Source organism: Mesorhizobium sp. M0051 (assembly GCF_040323235.1).
In the GTDB taxonomy this organism is placed as follows: Bacteria; Pseudomonadota; Alphaproteobacteria; order Rhizobiales; family Rhizobiaceae; genus Mesorhizobium.
Genome location: NZ_JAMYUT010000001.1, coordinates 90,976 through 109,557, shown reverse-complemented (window position 1 = coordinate 109,557; position 18,582 = coordinate 90,976). Strand labels below are relative to the sequence as shown.

The window sequence follows — 18,582 nt, the reverse complement described above, 5'->3', positions numbered from 1 at the left end:
GGACACCTTGAAGCAACGACGGTGCGGGCCTTTCTGGTGTTCTGCCGGTTGTCCAAAGACCGGGGTTACTGAAGAGGCACACCTTCATTGCCGGCAGTGCGGACGGGTTTCCCATCCAAGCCAAGGCAGACAAAGCGAACCGAGGCCGGGCAAGGCCAAGGTTCACCGCCGCGAGACGGCGTTTCATGGTTCCGGGGTCTCCACCGGCTGGTTCCATGGATTTCCGTCCCGCCTTTGTCCACCGCGTGTTCGCGAGGCCAACAGCCCGCTTCCCGCAGCCTTATTGCGCGCCGAAAGGCGCTGATGGAGAGACCCCGATGGCCACCCAGCGCATCCTTGACTTCCTCGCCACCCGACGTCCGACCGGCCCTTGCCTCGTCGTCGACCTCGATGTCGTGCGCGACAATTTCCGAGCCTTCGAGAAGGCGCTGCCCGATTCGAAAATCTACTATGCGGTGAAAGCAAACCCGGCGCCGGAGATCCTGCGCCTGCTTACTGCGATGGGCTCGTCTTTCGACACCGCTTCCGTTGCCGAAGTCGAGATGGCGATGGACGCCGGTGCGCCGGCGGACCGCATCTCCTTCGGCAACACCATCAAGAAAGAACGTGACATCGCACGCGCCTACCAGCTCGGCATCCGCCTGTTCGCGGTCGACTGCGTCGAAGAGGTCGAGAAGATCGCCCGTGTCGCTCCAGGTTCCCGCGTGTTCTGCCGCGTGCTGACCGATGGCGAGGGCGCCGAGTGGCCGCTGTCGCGCAAATTCGGCTGCGTGCCTGCGATGGCCGTCGACGTGCTGCGCCATGCCAAGGGGCTCGGCCTCGATGCCTACGGCGTGTCGTTCCATGTCGGCTCGCAGCAGACCGACCTGACCGCCTGGGACCGCGCGCTGGCCGATGCCAAGGCGGTGTTCGCGACGCTCGCCGAGGAAGGCATCGTCTTGAAGATGGTCAACATGGGCGGTGGTTTCCCGACGCGTTATCTGCGTGACGTGCCGGCAGCGCAGGCCTATGGCCAGGCGATATTCTCGGCGCTGCGCAAGCATTTCGGCAATGCCATCCCGGAAACCATCATCGAGCCGGGCCGCGGCATGGTCGGCAACGCCGGCGTCATCAAGTCGGAAGTCGTCCTGATCTCGAAGAAGGCCGCCAACGACAATGTGCGCTGGGTATTCCTCGACATCGGCAAGTTCGGCGGCCTTGCCGAGACGATGGATGAGGCTATCCGCTATCCCCTCGTCACCCGCCATGACGGCACGGAGACCGCACCTTGCGTGCTCGCCGGCCCGACCTGCGATTCGGCCGACGTGATGTACGAGAAGACGCCGTACCCGTTGCCGCTGTCGCTGACGATCGGCGACGAGGTGCTGATCGAAGGCACCGGTGCCTACACGACCACCTACTCGGCGGTCGCCTTCAACGGCTTCGAGCCTCTCCGATCCTACGTGATCTGACGGTTCGAAAGACCGATCAGATCATCCCAGGTGGCGTCTGTCGTCCACCCGGGCTCGCCTGTGGAACAATCTCCGCTCGCCAGGGATGACGGAAATGGAAATGTCAGTTGAAATCGTGGGCCACGCACCGGCCTTTGTGATGGTCGCCGAAACCGCTGCCGATGTCGCGGCGCGCGAGGCGTTGCTCGATCGGGCCATGGGGCCGAAGCGGCGGAAGAAATCGTCGGAGAAGCTGCGGCGTGGCCGGCGGCCTTCGGAAGGCCTGGCCTTCGTTGCCCGGGATGCGGCGGGCGGCGTCGCCGGCACCGTGCGGCTGTGGGATGTGCGGTTGGGCGAGGGCGGCCCGGCAGCGCTGCTGCTTGGCCCGCTCGCCGTCGATCCGTCGCTCAAGAGTGCCGGCATCGGCTCGGCGCTGATGCGCCACGCCATCGCCGAGGCGGCGCGTCTTGGCCATGCCGCGATCCTGCTGGTCGGCGATGCGCCCTATTACGCACGCTTCGGATTCTCGGCCGCCAGGACCGGTTCGCTTGCCATGCCGGGCCCCTATGAGCGGCACCGCCTGCTGGCCCTGGAATTGGTGGAAGGCACGCTGGACGGCGTCGAAGGCACGCTGCGGGCGGCAGGGCGCAAGCTATCGGTTCCAGCCGAAGCGCGACGCGCTGGCTGAAACCAGTTCGGCATACTCGGTCGCGACGGCATCCAGGCCGGTCACGGTCGGTGAGCCGGCGCCTCCCAGGCGGGCTGCGTAATCCTCACCCTTGGGAGCCTTGTCCCAGTCGTTGCCGATGAAGCGGGCCGCTGCCGTGCCGGAGTCCGAGACTTCGGGCGTCGGCGATCCAAACGAGGCTGCCGTGCGCTTGAGACCATCCAGAAACGCAGCATTGTCCAGGCCGCTGTAGGGCTTGCCGCTGCCGTCCACCACATTGAGAAATATCTGCTCGTCACCAAAGGCGGTGTAACCGCCGCCCAGACCTTTTTCCACAGCATCGGCCTTTTCGAAGAAACGCTGTGCCACGCCGGCGTCGAGCGTATCCTTCGGGAAGCGAACGGTAACGAAACCCGTGCTCCCGCCGTTGTCGTCCAGCCTCGATACAAGCACGCTATGCTGGTGGAAAATGTAGCCGAAGGCAGCCGCAAGGCGATCGGCGGTTGCGTCGTCAAGCGCCGCCTCGGTTTGCAGCGAGGCGTTGGTCTTGAGGAGGTAGCCACCCGGAGTCACTTCCGTCTCAAGCACCGCAGGATCGACGCCTATGCCGGCGGCGACCTTGGGCACGATCTTCTCAAGCACCTCCGCTGAAAAGGCAGCCCGATCGGCATAGCCGGCCGTCTTCAGATTTGGCAGGTCGAAGCCCACGGAAGGTGTGGCCTCGTAGGAAATCAGGACAAGCTCGTCAGCCGCCGCTGCCGCTGTCACCGAAACCAGGGCAGCGACAAGCAGCGCACGCCCCATTGCTCGAACGATGTGGATATTCATTACCGGACCTCGCTGCTTTGCTCCTTTCTGGAGCCGAGGCCAGACTAAATGGATGATTTCACAATCAAAGGTATGAGCGGCTTGCCGTTCCCGGCCGCGTGAAGGTTTCGTGCCAAGATTGCCGAACCCTGTGGAACGAATATGCCGTCTCGAGGATGGTGACCCGGAGCGCTTCATCGTTCATGGAAAACGCTGAGCCGCCCTGTCTTCCTTTCATGACGCAATTGCGGACGGAAGTGGCGCGGATCGGCTTCGTCTTATGCATATCTGTCGCAAGCCGCGGCGCGGCTTGCGACAGATATACCTTCAGCCGATCAACTGGCTGAGGGCCATGGCGACGGTCATGTCGCCTTCGACCTTTATCTTGCCGGTCATGAAGGCCATGGTCGGGTTCAGGTCGCCAGCGATCAGCGAATCCAGGTCGTCGATCGAAAGCTTGATGGTGCAATCGGCGGGCGCGTCGGTGGTTGAAATTGTCGCGCCGTCGATGACGATGACGCCGTCGCTGCCGGTGTCGAATTTCACGGAACGATCGAACCCGCTGCTTGCCACGCGCGACTTGATCTTCTCGGCAATCTCCTGAACGCTCACGCTGTTCTCCTTGTCTGGTTGCATCTGTCTCGCAACGGCGCTTCGATCCGGCCGAAGCCCATGCCGCGGTTTCGCGATCACGGTCGCTGGCGCATATAGCTTTGGGTTGACGTTTACGTCAACGCGGATTCCGGTGGCTGGTTCCTGCGCTGGCGGCAGGTGGGGCCCGATGTGATCGGAACCCGTGGGCAGGGCAACTCAGTGTTCCTTGAAAGCCTTGGTCATTTCCGCGGCCGTCTCGCTTTTCTTGCGACGCAGCCAGTTGTCACGGATTTCGTCCTTCGACAGGAAATTGACCTGATCGATCAGAACCTCATGCACCAAAGTGGCGCCCACACGCGTGTTGACGGTATCGCGGATCGCGGCGCGGAAGGCATCGAGATCGATCGTCGCCTTGTTGGTGAAGTCGATCTGAGGATTGGAATAGAGGTAGGAATAGACCTGGTCGGTGATCAGCGCTTCCGCCGGAATGGACAGCTTCTTTATCTGCTCGGGTTCGACCGTATAGACGAGCTTTGTCAGGAAATAGCCGCCGATCTGCGAATCGCGGATCAATGGCACCGAAATGATATCCGTCTTGACGTAGTCGAGACCGCCCAGCATCGGCTTCGGCGTTTCGCCGACGCCCTTTTCGCCCGCAGCCTGGAACGAATAGAACACCGCGCCGAGCGTCGCGGCGCAGATCCAGACCGCGATCGCGATGACCTTGATCATCGGGCCCCGTCATTGACTTGCGATGGCAACGCGGCGCTGCCCTCCTGCATGAGCAGGGTCGCCGATGCGTTCCTTGTGTCCCGCATCATGCCTTTGCCCAGCCGAATTCGCCGGCCGAATAAGTGCCGTCGGTTTCCGCGCGCTGGATGGCGTGCCGCAGCAGGTTGGCAACCTCGTTGACCGCGCTGAGGTGCGCCAGGATCGCCGCCTCGTTCTTCGCCAGCTTATGGCGCAGCCGGGTCAGGCCCTCGCGGTGCTGTTCGAGAAATTCGGCTTCGCTGCCGCCCTTCATGGCGCGGGTCAGTTCATAGAGGTAGCGGCTCTTGCGGGCGTTCGATGCCTTGAGATCATAATCGGTGGCGTTGCGAATGCCGGCCGTCTCTTCCTCAACCACGTCCTCGATGCGGCCGATGATGGCAGCGAGGTTGCCAGGCCGCGCGAACGGGATCGGCGCTTCCGACACGGTCGTGCGTGCTGGCAGGTTGGCGGTGAATTCCGAAAAGTCGGCCATGAGAAATCCCGGTCTGGTTAGATTGAACTCGGATACGCACTATCTGCTTGGTTCAGCGTGACTTTCCAAAACTGGTTCCGCTTCCGGGCATGCCTTAAATCTTGATGTCTGTCCTGATGGTGGTCTCGCCACCGGTGATTGACCGCGCCGCCTTGCGCTGCAATTCGTGGACCAGCGAGGTCGACAGGCTGCTCTGTTGATCGATCTCGGTTTTTTCCGGCCCGCCCGAAACCGGGCCGACCGGCACGATGCGCTTGCCTTCGACATAGTGGTCGGCCAGCATCGACTTGGCGATGCCGATGCCGCCGCGGTCGGCCATGACGTCGGCCACCCGCTCGGCAAGCTGCGATTTCCACATGTCGCCGGCCAGGCCCTTGCCGTAGACGCCTTCGGTGTCTTTGGGCAGCATGTTCTGGATGAAGGTCTGCAGCACCATGGCCTCGAACTTCTTGAACTTCTTGGCGGGGTCGGTTGAAGCGGCGGCCTTGTCGGCGGTGGCGCGCGACAGGATCGAGCCGGCATTCACCGAAGCGGCGTCACCGACCGAAAATGCGCCAGCAGCACCACCGGCTCGCTTTGTAAGCGCGGCGCGGGCGGCTTCAATATCCGTCGGGTCGACGGCTCGGGCCACATCCATAACGATGTCGCTGGGTGGAGAAATCGCCAAGAAAGTCCGCCTTTTGTCGGTTTTCCTTAGCCAGACCATGCCTCAACAAGCTTGTGGCAGGCTTGCGCGGCGTAAGGGAGGAAAGCGAGATGAAGGCGTGTGGGCGTCAACCGGCGGTAACCGGCATTGTCGTACTTGTGCCCTTTGGCTGCTCGCCGAGCGCAAAGACGGAACTGGCCTTGCTGACGATGGAAACGTGATCCTTGGCGGAGTTTCCCGCAGTAACTCCGTCACCGCGCATGATCGCGGTGACGATGGCATCGTGCTCCTGCCAGGATTTGGCGAGCCGGCCTGGCAGCATGAACTGGGCTCGGCGGAACGGCGCCAGCCGACTGCGCGTCATCACGGTCATTTCGTAGATATGTGCGTTGTGGGCGCCGCGATAAAGCCTGCTGTGGAACTCCGTGTTGAAGTACTCGTAGTCCTCCTCGGCGCCCAGACGCACCATCCGCGCCGAGGCCTGGTGCTCGACCTCGAGTGCGCGGCGCTCGCTGCTGGTCATGCGCTCGGCCGAGAAGCGCGCGCAGATCGCTTCCAGTTCGGCCATGCTCTCGAACATCGAGGCGAGATGCTCCTGCGTCACCACGGCGACGATGGCGCCGCGGTTGGGCCGCCTTTCGACCAGGCCCATGGCGCTCAGCTGGCCGAGCGCCTCTCGCACCGGGGTGCGTGATACGTCGAAGCGCGCGGCGAGAGAGGTCTCGTCCAGCTTTTCGCCGGGGCGCAAGAAGCCGGTGACGATCCGGTCGCCGATCGCCCTCACCATCTGATCCACGGTCGTACCGGACCTGATCAAGCTGCGCTTCCCCGACAAGTTTCCTCCGTTTGGTCTTCTCGTTGGGCGGCTCAGCGGCCCGTCGAATCGATATTCCCTGCTTATGCCTCTATTTTAATCTGCCTGTCAAACTGGCTATTTTCAAGGCAAAAAGTGCATGCAATTGCCTTTGATCTGAGCAGGTGTGTTTCATGTAGATGCTGATTTTATAAGATAAATTTCGTCGTCGGAACTGGCACGGCGATTGCATGCAATTTCTCGAAGGCATGTTAACCGACCCGGAAAAGGGTCTTACAGGGGAGCATTCACTATGACCGCGAAATTCACGCTTAACCGCCGCGAGTTGCTCAAGACCTCCGCTGCCGGAGCCGCACTTGGGCTCGCGTCGGCATCTTTTCCCATCGGCCGCGCCTTCGCCGCTTCGGCCACTGTCGGCTTCATCTATGTCGGCCCGAAGGACGACTATGGCTATAACCAGGCGCATGCCGAGGGGGCCGCGTCGCTGAAGGGTATCGAAGGCCTCTCCATTGTCGAGGAGGAGAACGTGCCCGAGACCGTCGATGTCCAGAAGACGATGGAATCGATGATCAACCTCGACGGCGCCTCGCTGATCTTCCCGACCTCCTTCGGCTACTTCGACCCGCATATGCTGGCCATGTGCACGAAATTCCCCGACGTGCAGTTCCGCCACTGCGGCGGCATGTGGAACAAGGACAAGCATCCGAAGAATGCCGGATCCTATTTCGGCTATATCGGCGTGGGCCAGTACCTGAACGGTGTCGTCGCCGGCCACACCACGAAGACCAAGAAGCTCGGCTTTGTCGCCGCCAAGCCGATCCCGCAGGTGCTGCTCAACATCAACTCCTTCCTGCTCGGTGCGCGCTCCGTCGACCCGACCATCACCTGCCAGGTGATCTTCACCGGCGAATGGTCCCTGGCGGTCAAGGAGGCGGAGGCCACCAACGCACTGGTCGACCAGGGCGTCGATGTCATCACCTGTCATGTCGACAGCCCCAAGGTCGTGGTCGAGACGGCCGCCGGCCGCGGCGCCTTCGTCTGCGGCTACCACGCCAACCAGAGCCCACTGGCGCCCGAGAAATACCTGACTGGTGCCGAATGGAATTGGGCAAAGGTCTACAAGATGTTCGTCGACGACCTCGTCGCCGGCAACCCGCTGCCCAATTTCACCCGCGGCGGACTGGCCGATGGCTTCGTCAAGATGAGCCCGCTTGGCCCGGCCGTCGGCGAGCCGGCGCGCAAGCAGTTCGACGCCACGCTGGCCGAAATGATGAAGGGCGGCTTCGCCGTCATCAAGGGTCCACTGAACAGCAACAAGGGTGCTGTTGTAGCCACTGCGGGCCAGGCCTTCCTCGAGAACGCGATCGAACTCGAAAGCATGGACTATCTGGTCGACGGGGTCGTCGGCTCGACCGCCTGATCGAAGGGGAGCGGGGCGATGGCCGAGATAGTGACAGAAGTCGGCATGCCGGTGACGTTCGGCGCCAGGAGTCATCCGGCAGCGCTGGAATGGATGGCCCGGCGGGCCGAGGCCTTCGTCATTCCGCTGGCCGCGCTGGTCGTCGGCATGGCCCTGTTCAGCCTGTTCATCCTGGCTGTCGGCAAGTCGCCGGTCCAGCTCTATGAAACGATGTGGCGTGGCGGCTTCGGCTCGTGGTTCTCGATGCAGAACTCGTTGTCACGCGCCGCACCCCTGTTGCTGGCGGCGCTCTGCGTGGCGCTACCGGCGCGGCTCGGCCTCGTCGTTATCGGCGGCGAGGGCGCCATCGTGCTGGGCGGCGTCGCCGCCGCGGCTGCAGGCACGGCGCTCGACGGCGTCCCCTCCTTCATCGTCATTCTCGTCATGGGCGTGGCGGGCATGGCCGCCGGCGGCATCTGGATAGGTGCCGTCGGCGCGCTCCGCCATTACCGCGCCGTCAACGAGACCATTTCGAGCCTGCTGATGGCCTATATCGCCATCGCCCTGATGAACCAGCTGGTCGAAGGGCCGCTGCGCGACCCAGCGTCGCTCAACAAGCCCTCGACCCAGCCGTTGGCCGATATCTACCGCATCGGCGACATGCCGGGCATGGAGGTGCATTGGGGCCTTGCCGTTGGCGTCGTCGCCTGCGTCGTGTCCTGGGTGCTGATCGAAAAGACCCGCTGGGGCTTCGCCGCCCGCATCGCCGGCGGCAATGTCAGGGCCGCCCAGGTGCAGGGGCTTGCCGTCGGCTCGCTGATCGTCGGTTTCACCGGGTTGGCCGGCGGCTTCGCCGGTCTTGCCGGCATGCTGGAGGTCGCGGCGGTGCAGGGCAGCGCCAACGCCTCGCTTGCTGCCGGCTACGGCTATACCGGCATCCTCGTCGCCTTCCTCGCCCGCCACAATCCGCTGGCCATCATCCCGGTCGCCTTCCTGCTCGGCGGGATCGACGCCTCCGGCGGGCTGATCCAGCGCCGCATGGACCTGCCTGATGCCACCGTGCTGGTGCTGCAGGGCATGCTGTTCATCGTCATCCTGTTCAGCGAGACCTTCTACGGCCGCTTCAAGGCCTTCAACCCCGATCTGTGGCAGAGGAGCAACTGATGGACGCCAGCGGGATCGGCCTCTGGGGCGTGCCGCTCGCCATCCTCGGCGGCGCCATCCGCGTCTCCACGCCCTTCATCTTCGTCTCGCTCGGCGAAGCCATCACCGAGCGATCGGGCCGCATCAACCTCGGGTTGGAAGGCACGCTGGTGTTCGGCGCCATGGCCGCCTATGCGGTGGCCGTTATAACCGGCTCGCCCTGGCTCGGCCTCGTCGCCGCGGCCTTCGCCGGCCTGTGCTTCGGCCTCTTCCACGGCTGGATCTGCAAATTCGCTCGGGTTAACGATATCGCCATCGGCATCGCCTTGATGCAGTTCGGCTCGGGCCTCGCCTTCTTCTTCGGCAAGCCGTTTATCCAGCCCTCGGCGCCCGACCTGCCGGCCATCCCCTTGGGCGCATGGTCCGACATTCCGCAGGTGCAGGCAGCCCTCGACGTCAACGTGCTGTTCCTGATCGGCGCCGCTCTTGCGGTGTTCCTGTGGTGGGCCTTCCGCAACACCCGCGCCGGCCTCATCGTGCGCGTCGTTGGCGACAGTTCCGATGCCGCGCGCGCCATGGGCCTCAACCCCAACACCGTGCGCCTGATCGCCACCGGCGTCGGCGGCGCGCTCGCCGGCATCGGCGGCGCCTATCTGTCCCTCTATTATCCCGGCAGCTGGACTGAGCGCATCTCGTCTGGACAAGGGCTGATGGCGGTGGCGCTGGTCATCTTCGCGCGCTGGAACCCGCTCGGCTGCTTTGCCGCCGCACTTCTGTTCGGCGGTGCCGGGGCGCTCGGGCCGGCGCTGCAGTCGGTCGGCGTCACGCAAGGCTATTACCTCTTCTACGCCGCACCTTACATCCTCACCCTGGTCATCATGATCGCCACCTCGTCGCCGAGCCGCTCGCTCGCCGGCGCTCCGGGCGAACTGTCGATCACCAAATGAGACCGGAGTTTTTGCCATGAACGCCAGAGCCGGTATCACCCAGCGCTATATCGACGCCGATCCTTATCCATGGCCCTATAATGGCGAGCTTCGTCCAGACAACACGGCGCTGATGATCATCGACATGCAGACCGATTTCTGCGGGCCGGGCGGCTATGTCGATCATATGGGCTACGATCTGTCGCTAGTGCGTGCGCCGATCGAGCCGATCAAGTCGGTGCTGTCGGCGATGCGGTCCAAGGGCTACACGGTCATCCACACCCGTGAAGGCCATCGGCCCGATCTCGCCGACCTGCCGGCCAACAAGCGCTGGCGCTCGCGTCGCATCAATGCCGGCATCGGCGATCCCGGCCCCTGCGGGCGCATCCTGGTGCGCGGCGAGCCGGGCTGGGACATCATCCCGGACCTCTATCCGGCCGAGGGCGAGCCGATCATTGACAAGCCGGGCAAAGGCTCCTTCTGCGCCACCGACCTGGAGCTGATCCTCAACCAGCGCGGCATCGACAACATCGTGCTTACCGGCATCACGACCGATGTCTGCGTCCATACCACCATGCGCGAGGCCAACGACCGCGGCTTCGAATGCGTGATGCTGGAGGATTGCTGCGGCGCCACCGACTACGGCAACCATCTGGCCGCCATCAAGATGATCAAGATGCAGGGCGGCGTCTTCGGCGCGGTGTCGAGCTCGGCCTCATTCGTCGCCCAACTGCCGTGAGGAACCCGGGATGAGCAAGATCACCGGCCACAAGGCCGTCGGTGTCGAGACCATCGGCATGACCATGCGCTTCGGCGCCTTCACGGCGCTGGGCGATGTTTCGATCAAGGTGCCGGCGGGATCATTCCATGCGCTGCTCGGGGAAAACGGCGCCGGCAAGTCGACGCTGGTCAAATGCATGATGGGTTTCTACCATCCGACCTCCGGCGAGATGCTGGTCGACGGCCGCGAGGTGGCAATCGCCAGCCCCCAGGACGCCTCGGCGCTCGGCCTTGGCATGGTCTACCAGCATTTCACCCTCGTGCCGTCGCTGAGCGGCGCGGAAAACCTGGTCATCTCGCGCGAAAAGGTGCCTGCCATCATCGACTGGCGCAAGGAGCGCGACGAACTTGCCGTGTTCATGGACCGGATGCCTTTCAAGCTTCCCCTCGATGTCAAGGTGGCCGAGCTTGCCGCTGGCGAGAAGCAGAAGCTGGAGATCGTCAAGCAGCTCTATCTCGGCCGCTCCTTCATGGTGTTGGACGAGCCGACTTCGGTGCTCACCCCCGCCGAGGCGCAGGAGGTGCTCGGCCTCGTGCGCGCCATGACCAGGGCCGGCGACCTCACCGTGCTGATGATCTCGCACAAGTTCCACGAAGTGACGGCGTTCGCCGACGACGTCAGCGTGCTGCGCAAGGGCAGGCTCACCGGGACCGGCCGCGTCGTCGACCTCGACCACAGGCAGATGGCGGCGATGATGATCGGCGACCAGCCGATCGCGGCGCTCGACAGCCGCGCCGAGCCGAAGCCGGACGCCGAGATCGTACTCAAGGTCAAGGCGCTGAAGGCGCCTGATCGCACCGGGCTGAAGTCGATCCGGATCGAGGACCTCGGCGTGCGCTCCGGCGAGATCGTCGGCATCGCCGGTATTTCCGGCAACGGCCAGAAGGAATTCCTCGAAGTACTGGCCGGGCAGCGCCCGCGCGACGCCGGCGAAGTGATGGTGCGCGGCACTGCCTATGCGGCGACGCGCGCCGAGGCGCGTGCGCTCAACGTCCGCCTCATTCCGGAGGAGCCGCTGAAGAACGCCTGCGCGCCTAAGATGACCGTGGCCGAAAACATCTCCTTCCGCACCTTCGATATTGACGGCAATGGCAAGCCGGTGAGTTGGATCAGTGCCGGTGCCATCAAGGCCTTCAGTGCCCACCTGGTCGAGCAGTTCAAGGTCAAGACCGCCTCGCTATCCTCGCCGATCGCCTCGCTGTCGGGCGGCAATGTGCAGCGCGCCGTGCTCGCCCGCGAACTCACCGGCGAAGTCGACCTTCTGATCGTCTCCAATCCGTGCTTCGGCCTCGACTTCTCGGCAGTGGCCGAAATCCGCGCCCGCATCATGAAGGCGCGCAATGCGGGTGCGGCCGTGCTTTTGATGTCGGAAGACCTCGACGAGCTGCTCGAACTCTCCGACCGTATCCTGGTCATGTCGGACGGCGCACTGGTCTACGAGACGCCGATCGCGCAGGCGAGCGTGCAGACGATCGGCGCGCATATGGCTGGACATCATTGATGGCTGAAATCGCAGCGCAGCCGTTTCCGTTCGCCTTCAAGCGTGAGAGCATGGTGCTGGTCGTCATCGACATGCAGCGCGATTTCGCCGAGCCCGGCGGCTTCGGCGCCAGCCTCGGCAACGATGTCAGCCGGGTCGTGGCGATCGTGCCGACGGTGAAGCGGCTGATCGAGGGATTTCGCGCCGCCGGCCTGCCGGTGATCCACACGATGGAGTGCCATCGTCCGGACCTTTCGGATCTGCCGCCAGCCAAGCGCAATCGCGGCAATCCCACAATCCGCATCGGCGATGTAGGGCCGATGGGCCGCGTGCTGATCGTCGGCGAGCCGGGCACGGCGATCCTCGACGAGCTTGCGCCGCTGCCTGGCGAGATCGTCATCAAGAAGCCCGGCAAGGGCGCATTCTACGCCACTTCCTTTAACGAAGATCTTAAGAGGCTTGGCGCAGGGCAGCTGGTCTTTGCCGGCGTCACCACCGAGGTTTGCGTGCAGACGACGATGCGCGAGGCCAACGACCGTGGCTATGAGTGCCTGCTCGCCGAGGACGCGACGGAAAGCTATTTCCCCGAGTTCAAGGCCGCGGCGATCGCCATGATCAGGGCGCAGGGCGCCATCGTCGGCTGGACAGCGACCACCGATCAGGTACTCAAGGGAATTGCCAATGCCTAATCTTGCCTTTGCCGGCCTGCTCGACGGCGGCTGGCGCGATCTGGCGTTCGAGCCTTTCCGAGATGGAATCAGTGTGCACTGGCTGCTGAAGGGCGGGCCGGTGGAGCCGTCGGTCGCCGTCCTCAGCTACCGGCCCGGCGCCGGCGTGCCGCGTCATCGCCATGTCGGGCTGGAAACCATCGTCGTGCTGGAGGGAACGCAGAGTGACGAGAATGGCGACTATGCCACCGGCAGCGTGGTGCTCAATCCGGTCGGCACAGAGCATTCGGTGTGGACGAAAGACGGCTGCGTCGTGCTGATCCAGTGGGACCTGCCGGTGATCATTCTGGGGGAGGCCAAATGAGCGACCTGCGCTTCGACATAAGCAGCCTGCACGCCGCCTATCGGGCAGGCATTGGCATAGACGAAGTCATCGAGACGGTGTACGCCCGCCTGAGGGCCGCCGACGATCCCGGCATCTTCATCCATCTGGCCGACAAGGCCGCGCTGCTGGCGGCCGCCGCCGCCCTCTGCTCGTTCGACCCGGTGGCCCAGCCACTCTGGGGCGTCCCCTTCGCCGTCAAGGACAATATCGACGTCGCCGGCATGCCGACGACGGCGGCCTGCGCCGAATACACCTACTGGCCCGACAGGGACGCCACCGTGGTGGCGCGGCTGAGGGCGGCCGGCGCGCTGGTCGTCGGCAAAACCAATCTCGACCAGTTCGCCACCGGCCTTGTCGGCGTGCGCACGCCATGGCCGATCCCGCGCAACGCCATCGACGCCGAGCTGGTGCCGGGCGGCTCCTCGTCCGGGTCGGCGGTGGCGACGGCGCGCGGCATCGTCTCGTTTGCGCTCGGCACCGACACCGCCGGCTCCGGCCGCATCCCCGCCGGCCTCAACAATATAGTCGGGCTGAAGCCGACGGTCGGCGCGCTGTCGGCCGCCGGCGTCGTGCCGGCCTGCCGCACGCTCGACTGCGTGTCGGTGTTCGCATTGACCGTCGACGACGCCTATCGGGTGTTCTCGGTGGCGGCGGCGCGCGACGCCGCAGATCCATATTCGCGCGACATCGCTGTCCAGCCGCTCGCCGTACGCCCGCCCGTGCTGAGCGTCGGCATCCCGGCAAAGGCCGACCTGAAATTCTTCGGCGATGCGGCAATGCAAGCCGGCTTCGAGGCCTCGCTTGCCACGCTGTCGCGGCTCGGCTGCCGGCTGGTGGAAATCCCCTTCGGCGATTTTTACGCCACCGCCAACCTTCTCTACGAGGGCGCTTGGGTGGCCGAGCGCTATGCAGCGATCCGCGATTTCATGGAGGCCAACGAAGCGGCCCTGCATCCGGTGACGCGCAAGATCATCGGCGGCGCGCGCAAGCTTACGGCGGCGGACGCTTTCCGCGGTCTCTATGCCTTGCAGGCCCACAGGGCAAAGCTCGCTCCCGTCATCGCCTCTGTCGACTTGTTCTGTGTGCCGACCGCGCCGACGCATTACACAACCGCCGCTGTGCTCGCCGATCCGATCGAGACCAACACCCGCCTCGGCACCTACACCAATTTCGTCAACTTGCTCGACATGTGCGGCATCGCCGTACCGACAGGCACGCGCGACGACGGGCTGCCGATGAGCGTGACCTTGCTGGCGCCGGCAGGCCGCGATGCGCTGACAGCGGCGCTCGCCCGCGACCTGCATGCGGCGAGCGGCGCTTCGCTCGGCGCAACGGGCTGGCCCCAGCCCGGCCCGCAGCCGGCCGCCGTGCCGCCCTGCGACGGCATGATCGATCTGGTGGTGGTCGGCGCGCATCTGTCGGGCATGCCACTCAACGGCCAGCTCAATCAGCTCTGCGCGCAATTCCTGCGCGCCACCAGAACCGCCGCCGCCTACAAGCTCTATGCGCTGGCCGGGCAGTCGGTGCCGAAACCCGGCCTGATCCGCGTTGCAGATGGCGGCACGCCGATCGATGTCGAGGTCTGGCGGCTTGGACCGGAGGCCTTCGGCCGTTTCGTCGCCGCCATTCCGGCACCGCTCGGTGTAGGAACGATCGAACTCGAGGATGGCAGCGCGGCCAAGGGGTTTCTCGTAGAAACCGCCGGCCTAGCGGACGCGTCCGATATCTCCGCCTATGGTGGTTGGCGCAATTTTACCAACCGCGACCAAAAATATGGCTGATCAAACTGACCTCTGGTCCAAAAGGCCCGTCACTTCGAATGAACCCTAAATTCGGGCTCGGCTTCGTTGGTTTGCGCAAGCGGGTAGCGGATGCCAACTACTTCTCATGTCCCCGCTTCTGCGCAATCAGGTCCAGCCGCTCGCGGTCGGAGCGTTCACGCTCGTCGCGGTTGCGCACCTCCTTGTAGGCGCGTTCGACCATGTTGGTGCGCGCGGTTGCGGCGGCGATGAGGCTGGCTTCTTGCTTGGCGCTTGTCAGGTTCGCCTCCTGGCGGACGACGGCTTGGGCGATGCGACGGTGATAGAGATCGGGAAACAGGCCGGAGAGGGAATCGGCCTGGTCGAAATGCCCGACCAGATCGCGGGCTTCGGTCTCGGCATTACTGGCCGCGGCGATGAAGGTGGCGTGACGGGTTTCGTGCAGCGCCTTCAACTGCTCCTGCACCTTGACCAGTTTCCTGAGACGGTCCTTGCGCGTGGTCATGGTCATCTCGCCAGCGTCAGGTCGACAAAACCATCGACGAACAGCGACAGCATTGTGCCGATGGCGAAGTAGAAGATGATCATGCCGCCGGCGATGATGAACGGCTGGGAGATGAAATAGATCGGGATCTGCGGGGTCAGCTTGTTGACGAAGCCGATCGTCAGATTGACGAGAATGGCATAGGCGACGAACGGGCTGCCGAGGCGGATGACCAGGAAGAAGGTGTCCGAGACCGTGTCGGTGACATCGACCAGTGCGGCCTGCGGGTTGAAGAAGATGTTGACCGGCGCGACCGTGTAGGAGGATACCAGCGCGCGCACGATCTCGTGGTCGAAATCGAAGACGAACAGCATCAGCAGCGCCGAAAAAGAGATGATGGCGGCAAGCGCCGCCTGGGGTTCGGGCTCCTCGATCGCCGGTCCGCCGGTGCCGCCATAACCGATCAGCATGGCGATGGCCGAGCCCATGAAGCGCAGGGCTTCCATGTAAAGCCTGGTCATCGCGCCGATCAGGCCGCCGACCAGCAGTTCCGAGATGATCATCGGCACCAGGATTTGCGGGCGCGGGTCGACGAAGGGAAAGATCTTGTCCCAGAGGAAAGCGAGCAGGCCGCCGGTGGCGGCGACCGCCACGAACAGCCTGACCTGGACCGGAATGCGGGCACTGGACAGGCCCGGCATCAGCATGAAGCAGGCGCCGATACGGCAGAAGGCGAGGAACGCCGCGATGACGACGCCTTGCGAGAGCACGCTCACGATATGGTTCCGAGCACCCTGATTTCGACGCCCTTGGCGATTTCGACATGGCTGAGCACCGGCAGCGTGGTGAACAGCCGCTCGATGATCATGCGCACATAGGGACGGGCATCGGGCGCGGTGACCAGCACGAAACGTTCGCCGGCTTCCAGATATTTCTTGATCGCCTTGGTCGCGTCCTGGCCGAACTCTTCCAACTGGCGCGGGTCGATGTCGAACTCACGCACCTCGCCCTTGGCGTCGCGCTTGAGGCTCTGGTGGAAGGCGAGGTCCCAGCGGTTGCCGAGGCGCAGCACCTTCAAAACGCCGCCCTCGGAGAGGTCGCCACAGATCTGCTGGGCCATGCGGATGCGGACATGTTCGACGATCTGCTCGGTGCGTCGCACATGCGGTGCGATCTCGGCGATCGCCTCGATGATCAGATGCAGGTTGCGGATCGAGACCCGCTCGGCGAGCAGCAGCTTCAGCACCGCCTGCAGGCCTGGATAGGAGATGTGCGTGGTGCAGATCTCGTCGGCGAGCTTGCGGTATTCCTGGTCCTGCCGTTCGAGCAGCGCCTTCATGTCCTTGTAGGACAGTAGCTGCGGCAGGTTGTTGCGGATGACCTCCGAGAGATGGGTGAGCAGCACCGACATGTTGTCGGCGAAGGTGTAGTTCTCGCGCTTAAGGTCTTCAGAGAAGGTTTCGAGCACGGAGTAGGCCCGCATGCCGAAGGCCGGCTCGCGAATTTCCTCGCCGGGTATTTCGGGCATGTCGCGGTTGCCGAGCAGCACCATGATCTCGCCGACACGCATCTGGTATTCGGCCACCACGGTGCCATGCACCTTGATCTGGTAGCTCTTCGGCGGGATGGCGAAATCGTCGGCGACGCGCACCTCCGGCACGACAAAGCCGTATTGAGTGGCGAATTTCTTGCGCATCTTGGCCATGCGGAAAACCAGTTCCTGATGCGACGTCAGCAGCCTCGTCGACAGCTGCTTGCCGATCAGCAGCTCGATCTCGGCGGTGGCGAGCGAGGCCTTGACCGAGTTCTTCTCCTCCTCGACCTTGGTCGCCTTCTCCTGGTCCTTGATCGCTTCAGCTTCGGCGAGGGCGCGGTTGTGGCGCATCGGGATGACGTAGCCGAGGCCGGCCATGCCGGCGGCGAGCGCAAAGAACGGGAACACCGGCAGGCCAGGCATCAGACCGAGCAGCACCAGCAGCGATGCGGCGACGTAGAGGGCGCGCGGATGGGCGCCGAGCTGGCCGAACACCGCCTGGTTGGTCGAGCCGCGGGTGCCGCCCTTGGAGACGAGCAGGCCGGCGGCGAGCGAGACGATGAGCGCCGGGATCTGGGTTACGAGGCCGTCGCCGACAGACAGCTTGATGAACACGTCGGCGGCTTCGCCCATGCCCATGCCGTGCCTGATGTAGCCAATGGCAATGCCGCCGACGATATTGATGGCAGTGATGATCAGGCCGGCGATGGCATCGCCGCGGACGAATTTCGAGGCGCCGTCCATCGAGCCGAAGAAGGAGGATTCCTCTTCCAGCTCGCGGCGGCGTAGCTGCGCCGTCTTGTCGTCGATCATGCCGGCGGAGAGATCGGCATCGATCGACATCTGCTTGCCGGGAATGGCATCGAGGGTGAAGCGGGCGCCGACTTCGGCGATACGGGTGGCACCCTTGGTGATGACGATGAAGTTCACCACGATCAGGATCATGAAGACGATGAGGCCGATGACGAAGTCGCTGGCCATCACCAGCTTGGAGAAACCGGCGATGACATAGCCGGCCGCGTGCGTGCCCTCATTGCCGTGCGACAGGATCATGCGCGTGGTGGCGATGTTGAGCGATAGCCTGAGCATGGTGGCGATGAGCAGCACGGTCGGGAATGACGAGAAATCGAGCGGCCGCTGGATCCACAGCGCCACCATCAGGATCAGTACCGAAAGCGCGATCGAGAAAGCGAGGCCGATGTCGATGAGAAAGGCCGGGATCGGCAGGAACAGCACGGCCAGGATGATGACGATGCCGATGGCGAAGAAGACGTCGCGGCCGTTCTTGGCTACCGCGCCGGGCTGGATGCTTTCGCTGATCGCCATGTCGTCCCCAAAACCATAGACTGCCGAGCGCGCGACAGCCTGGTGAAGGTAGCCCGCCAAGCTTGCGCGAGGGCGGGAGACTGGCTAGTTCGAACGAGCATGCGCGGGTGGCGTGCGGGCCGGCTTGGCAAAGAAGGGAAAACCCATGCTTCTGATCATCGGCACCATCCGCTTGCCGCCAAACAAATTGGAGGAAGCCAAACCCGCCATGGAGCGCATGGTTTTGGCCAGCCGTGCCGAGGCCGGCTGTGTCCAATATTCCTACGCGCGGGATGTGCTCGATGCCGGGCTCATCCGGGTCGCGGAAGCCTGGAGCGACCGGGCGGCGCTGGACGCGCATTTCGCCTCGCCGCACCTTGCGGACTGGCGTGCCAGCTGGCCGGCACTTGGCATCGGCGAGCGCAACCTCGTGCTCTATGAAGCCGGCGAGCCCACGCCGACCTGATCGGTTTGCCACAATGGCGCCTCGTCTGTCGCCATTGTGGTTGCCATGCC

General features: G+C 64.1%; 20 protein-coding genes. 11 read left to right on the top strand and 9 right to left on the bottom strand.

What is annotated here, in order from left to right; genetic code table 11:
• The first annotated feature begins 317 nt into the window (after window positions 1-317).
• Both odc2 and NKJ90_RS00505 read left to right on the top strand, forming a co-directional pair.
• On the top strand, window positions 318-1,451 hold the full coding sequence (gene odc2 / locus NKJ90_RS00510) for an ornithine/lysine decarboxylase (protein ID WP_023759770.1): 1,134 nt from the start codon (window positions 318-320) through the stop codon (window positions 1,449-1,451).
• 94 nt (window positions 1,452-1,545) lie between these two features.
• Window positions 1,546-2,118, top strand: coding sequence for a GNAT family N-acetyltransferase (locus NKJ90_RS00505; RefSeq protein ID WP_023759771.1), 573 nt, complete (start codon window positions 1,546-1,548; stop codon window positions 2,116-2,118).
• Here the strand turns inward: NKJ90_RS00505 and NKJ90_RS00500 are convergent.
• From NKJ90_RS00500 to NKJ90_RS00475, 6 genes are all read right to left on the bottom strand, one after another.
• Complete coding sequence (locus NKJ90_RS00500; protein WP_245266645.1) at window positions 2,083-2,925, bottom strand: hypothetical protein; 843 nt, start codon at window positions 2,923-2,925, stop codon at window positions 2,083-2,085. The genes NKJ90_RS00505 and NKJ90_RS00500 overlap by 36 nt on opposite strands.
• A 306-nt stretch (window positions 2,926-3,231) precedes the next feature.
• Complete coding sequence (locus NKJ90_RS00495) at window positions 3,232-3,516, bottom strand: SCP2 sterol-binding domain-containing protein (protein WP_023759773.1); 285 nt, start codon at window positions 3,514-3,516, stop codon at window positions 3,232-3,234.
• Window positions 3,517-3,714: 198 nt separating this feature from the next.
• Window positions 3,715-4,230, bottom strand: coding sequence for a hypothetical protein (locus NKJ90_RS00490; protein ID WP_023759774.1), 516 nt, complete (start codon window positions 4,228-4,230; stop codon window positions 3,715-3,717).
• Between the two features lie 85 nt (window positions 4,231-4,315).
• The gene (locus tag NKJ90_RS00485) at window positions 4,316-4,741 is read right to left on the bottom strand and encodes a hypothetical protein (protein ID WP_023759775.1); all 426 of its coding nucleotides are present in this window, start codon (window positions 4,739-4,741) and stop codon (window positions 4,316-4,318) included.
• Window positions 4,742-4,835: 94 nt separating this feature from the next.
• Window positions 4,836-5,447 (bottom strand): rod-binding protein, encoded by a 612-nt coding sequence (locus NKJ90_RS00480; RefSeq protein ID WP_031260324.1) that lies wholly within the window; start codon window positions 5,445-5,447, stop codon window positions 4,836-4,838.
• A 67-nt stretch (window positions 5,448-5,514) separates the two neighbouring features.
• Window positions 5,515-6,204 (bottom strand): GntR family transcriptional regulator, encoded by a 690-nt coding sequence (locus NKJ90_RS00475; RefSeq protein ID WP_031260325.1) that lies wholly within the window; start codon window positions 6,202-6,204, stop codon window positions 5,515-5,517.
• A gap of 289 nt (window positions 6,205-6,493) precedes the next feature.
• Between NKJ90_RS00475 and NKJ90_RS00470 the strand changes: the two genes are divergently transcribed.
• From NKJ90_RS00470 to atzF, 8 genes are read left to right on the top strand one after another with little or no spacing between them, the layout of a single operon-like run.
• The gene (locus NKJ90_RS00470) at window positions 6,494-7,621 is read left to right on the top strand and encodes a BMP family ABC transporter substrate-binding protein (RefSeq protein ID WP_023759778.1); all 1,128 of its coding nucleotides are present in this window, start codon (window positions 6,494-6,496) and stop codon (window positions 7,619-7,621) included.
• 45 nt (window positions 7,622-7,666) lie between these two features.
• Window positions 7,667-8,764, top strand: coding sequence for an ABC transporter permease (locus NKJ90_RS00465; protein WP_050589536.1), 1,098 nt, complete (start codon window positions 7,667-7,669; stop codon window positions 8,762-8,764).
• Window positions 8,764-9,690 (top strand): ABC transporter permease, encoded by a 927-nt coding sequence (locus NKJ90_RS00460; protein WP_023759780.1) that lies wholly within the window; start codon window positions 8,764-8,766, stop codon window positions 9,688-9,690. The genes NKJ90_RS00465 and NKJ90_RS00460 overlap by 1 nt, the downstream gene beginning before the upstream one ends.
• 16 nt (window positions 9,691-9,706) lie before the next feature.
• The gene (biuH, locus tag NKJ90_RS00455; RefSeq protein WP_023759781.1) at window positions 9,707-10,408 is read left to right on the top strand and encodes a biuret amidohydrolase; all 702 of its coding nucleotides are present in this window, start codon (window positions 9,707-9,709) and stop codon (window positions 10,406-10,408) included.
• Between the two features lie 10 nt (window positions 10,409-10,418).
• Window positions 10,419-11,951, top strand: a complete 1,533-nt coding sequence (locus NKJ90_RS00450) for an ABC transporter ATP-binding protein (protein ID WP_031260329.1) — start codon at window positions 10,419-10,421, stop codon at window positions 11,949-11,951.
• Window positions 11,951-12,619 (top strand): cysteine hydrolase family protein, encoded by a 669-nt coding sequence (locus NKJ90_RS00445; RefSeq protein ID WP_023759783.1) that lies wholly within the window; start codon window positions 11,951-11,953, stop codon window positions 12,617-12,619. Before NKJ90_RS00450 ends, NKJ90_RS00445 begins: the two co-directional genes overlap by 1 nt.
• Window positions 12,612-12,962, top strand: a complete 351-nt coding sequence (locus NKJ90_RS00440) for a cupin domain-containing protein (RefSeq protein WP_023759784.1) — start codon at window positions 12,612-12,614, stop codon at window positions 12,960-12,962. Before NKJ90_RS00445 ends, NKJ90_RS00440 begins: the two co-directional genes overlap by 8 nt.
• A complete protein-coding gene (gene atzF, locus NKJ90_RS00435) occupies window positions 12,959-14,764 on the top strand; it encodes an allophanate hydrolase (RefSeq protein WP_352485509.1) in 1,806 nt (601 codons plus the stop codon). Before NKJ90_RS00440 ends, atzF begins: the two co-directional genes overlap by 4 nt.
• A 97-nt stretch (window positions 14,765-14,861) precedes the next feature.
• On the opposite strand, the gene NKJ90_RS00430 is transcribed toward atzF, so the two are convergent.
• The 3 genes from NKJ90_RS00430 to flhA are packed head-to-tail and all read right to left on the bottom strand — an operon-like array spanning window position 14,862 to window position 18,087.
• Complete coding sequence (locus NKJ90_RS00430; protein ID WP_031260873.1) at window positions 14,862-15,248, bottom strand: hypothetical protein; 387 nt, start codon at window positions 15,246-15,248, stop codon at window positions 14,862-14,864.
• A 2-nt stretch (window positions 15,249-15,250) separates the two neighbouring features.
• Window positions 15,251-16,003, bottom strand: coding sequence for a flagellar biosynthetic protein FliR (fliR, locus tag NKJ90_RS00425; RefSeq protein ID WP_023761712.1), 753 nt, complete (start codon window positions 16,001-16,003; stop codon window positions 15,251-15,253).
• Complete coding sequence (gene flhA, locus NKJ90_RS00420) at window positions 16,000-18,087, bottom strand: flagellar biosynthesis protein FlhA (RefSeq protein WP_031260872.1); 2,088 nt, start codon at window positions 18,085-18,087, stop codon at window positions 16,000-16,002. The genes fliR and flhA overlap by 4 nt, the downstream gene beginning before the upstream one ends.
• Window positions 18,088-18,232: 145 nt before the next feature.
• On the opposite strand from flhA, the gene NKJ90_RS00415 reads away from it, so the two are divergent.
• On the top strand, window positions 18,233-18,532 hold the full coding sequence (locus tag NKJ90_RS00415; RefSeq protein ID WP_023761710.1) for a putative quinol monooxygenase: 300 nt from the start codon (window positions 18,233-18,235) through the stop codon (window positions 18,530-18,532).
• The last annotated feature ends 50 nt before the right edge of the window (window positions 18,533-18,582 follow it).

Coding starts and splice junctions, on each gene's coding strand:
- NKJ90_RS00505 (WP_023759771.1), top strand. CDS start 1,546: ATGGAAATGTCAGTTGAAATCGTGGGCCACGCACCGGCCTTTGTGATG.
- NKJ90_RS00430 (WP_031260873.1), bottom strand. CDS start 15,248: ATGACCACGCGCAAGGACCGTCTCAGGAAACTGGTCAAGGTGCAGGAG.
- odc2 (WP_023759770.1), top strand. CDS start 318: ATGGCCACCCAGCGCATCCTTGACTTCCTCGCCACCCGACGTCCGACC.
- NKJ90_RS00470 (WP_023759778.1), top strand. CDS start 6,494: ATGACCGCGAAATTCACGCTTAACCGCCGCGAGTTGCTCAAGACCTCC.
- NKJ90_RS00490 (WP_023759774.1), bottom strand. CDS start 4,230: ATGATCAAGGTCATCGCGATCGCGGTCTGGATCTGCGCCGCGACGCTC.
- NKJ90_RS00500 (WP_245266645.1), bottom strand. CDS start 2,925: ATGAATATCCACATCGTTCGAGCAATGGGGCGTGCGCTGCTTGTCGCT.
- NKJ90_RS00415 (WP_023761710.1), top strand. CDS start 18,233: ATGCTTCTGATCATCGGCACCATCCGCTTGCCGCCAAACAAATTGGAG.
- NKJ90_RS00485 (WP_023759775.1), bottom strand. CDS start 4,741: ATGGCCGACTTTTCGGAATTCACCGCCAACCTGCCAGCACGCACGACC.
- NKJ90_RS00450 (WP_031260329.1), top strand. CDS start 10,419: ATGAGCAAGATCACCGGCCACAAGGCCGTCGGTGTCGAGACCATCGGC.
- NKJ90_RS00445 (WP_023759783.1), top strand. CDS start 11,951: ATGGCTGAAATCGCAGCGCAGCCGTTTCCGTTCGCCTTCAAGCGTGAG.
- atzF (WP_352485509.1), top strand. CDS start 12,959: ATGAGCGACCTGCGCTTCGACATAAGCAGCCTGCACGCCGCCTATCGG.
- flhA (WP_031260872.1), bottom strand. CDS start 18,087: ATGGCGATCAGCGAAAGCATCCAGCCCGGCGCGGTAGCCAAGAACGGC.
- biuH (WP_023759781.1), top strand. CDS start 9,707: ATGAACGCCAGAGCCGGTATCACCCAGCGCTATATCGACGCCGATCCT.
- NKJ90_RS00440 (WP_023759784.1), top strand. CDS start 12,612: ATGCCTAATCTTGCCTTTGCCGGCCTGCTCGACGGCGGCTGGCGCGAT.
- NKJ90_RS00480 (WP_031260324.1), bottom strand. CDS start 5,447: ATGGTCTGGCTAAGGAAAACCGACAAAAGGCGGACTTTCTTGGCGATT.
- NKJ90_RS00465 (WP_050589536.1), top strand. CDS start 7,667: ATGCCGGTGACGTTCGGCGCCAGGAGTCATCCGGCAGCGCTGGAATGG.
- NKJ90_RS00460 (WP_023759780.1), top strand. CDS start 8,764: ATGGACGCCAGCGGGATCGGCCTCTGGGGCGTGCCGCTCGCCATCCTC.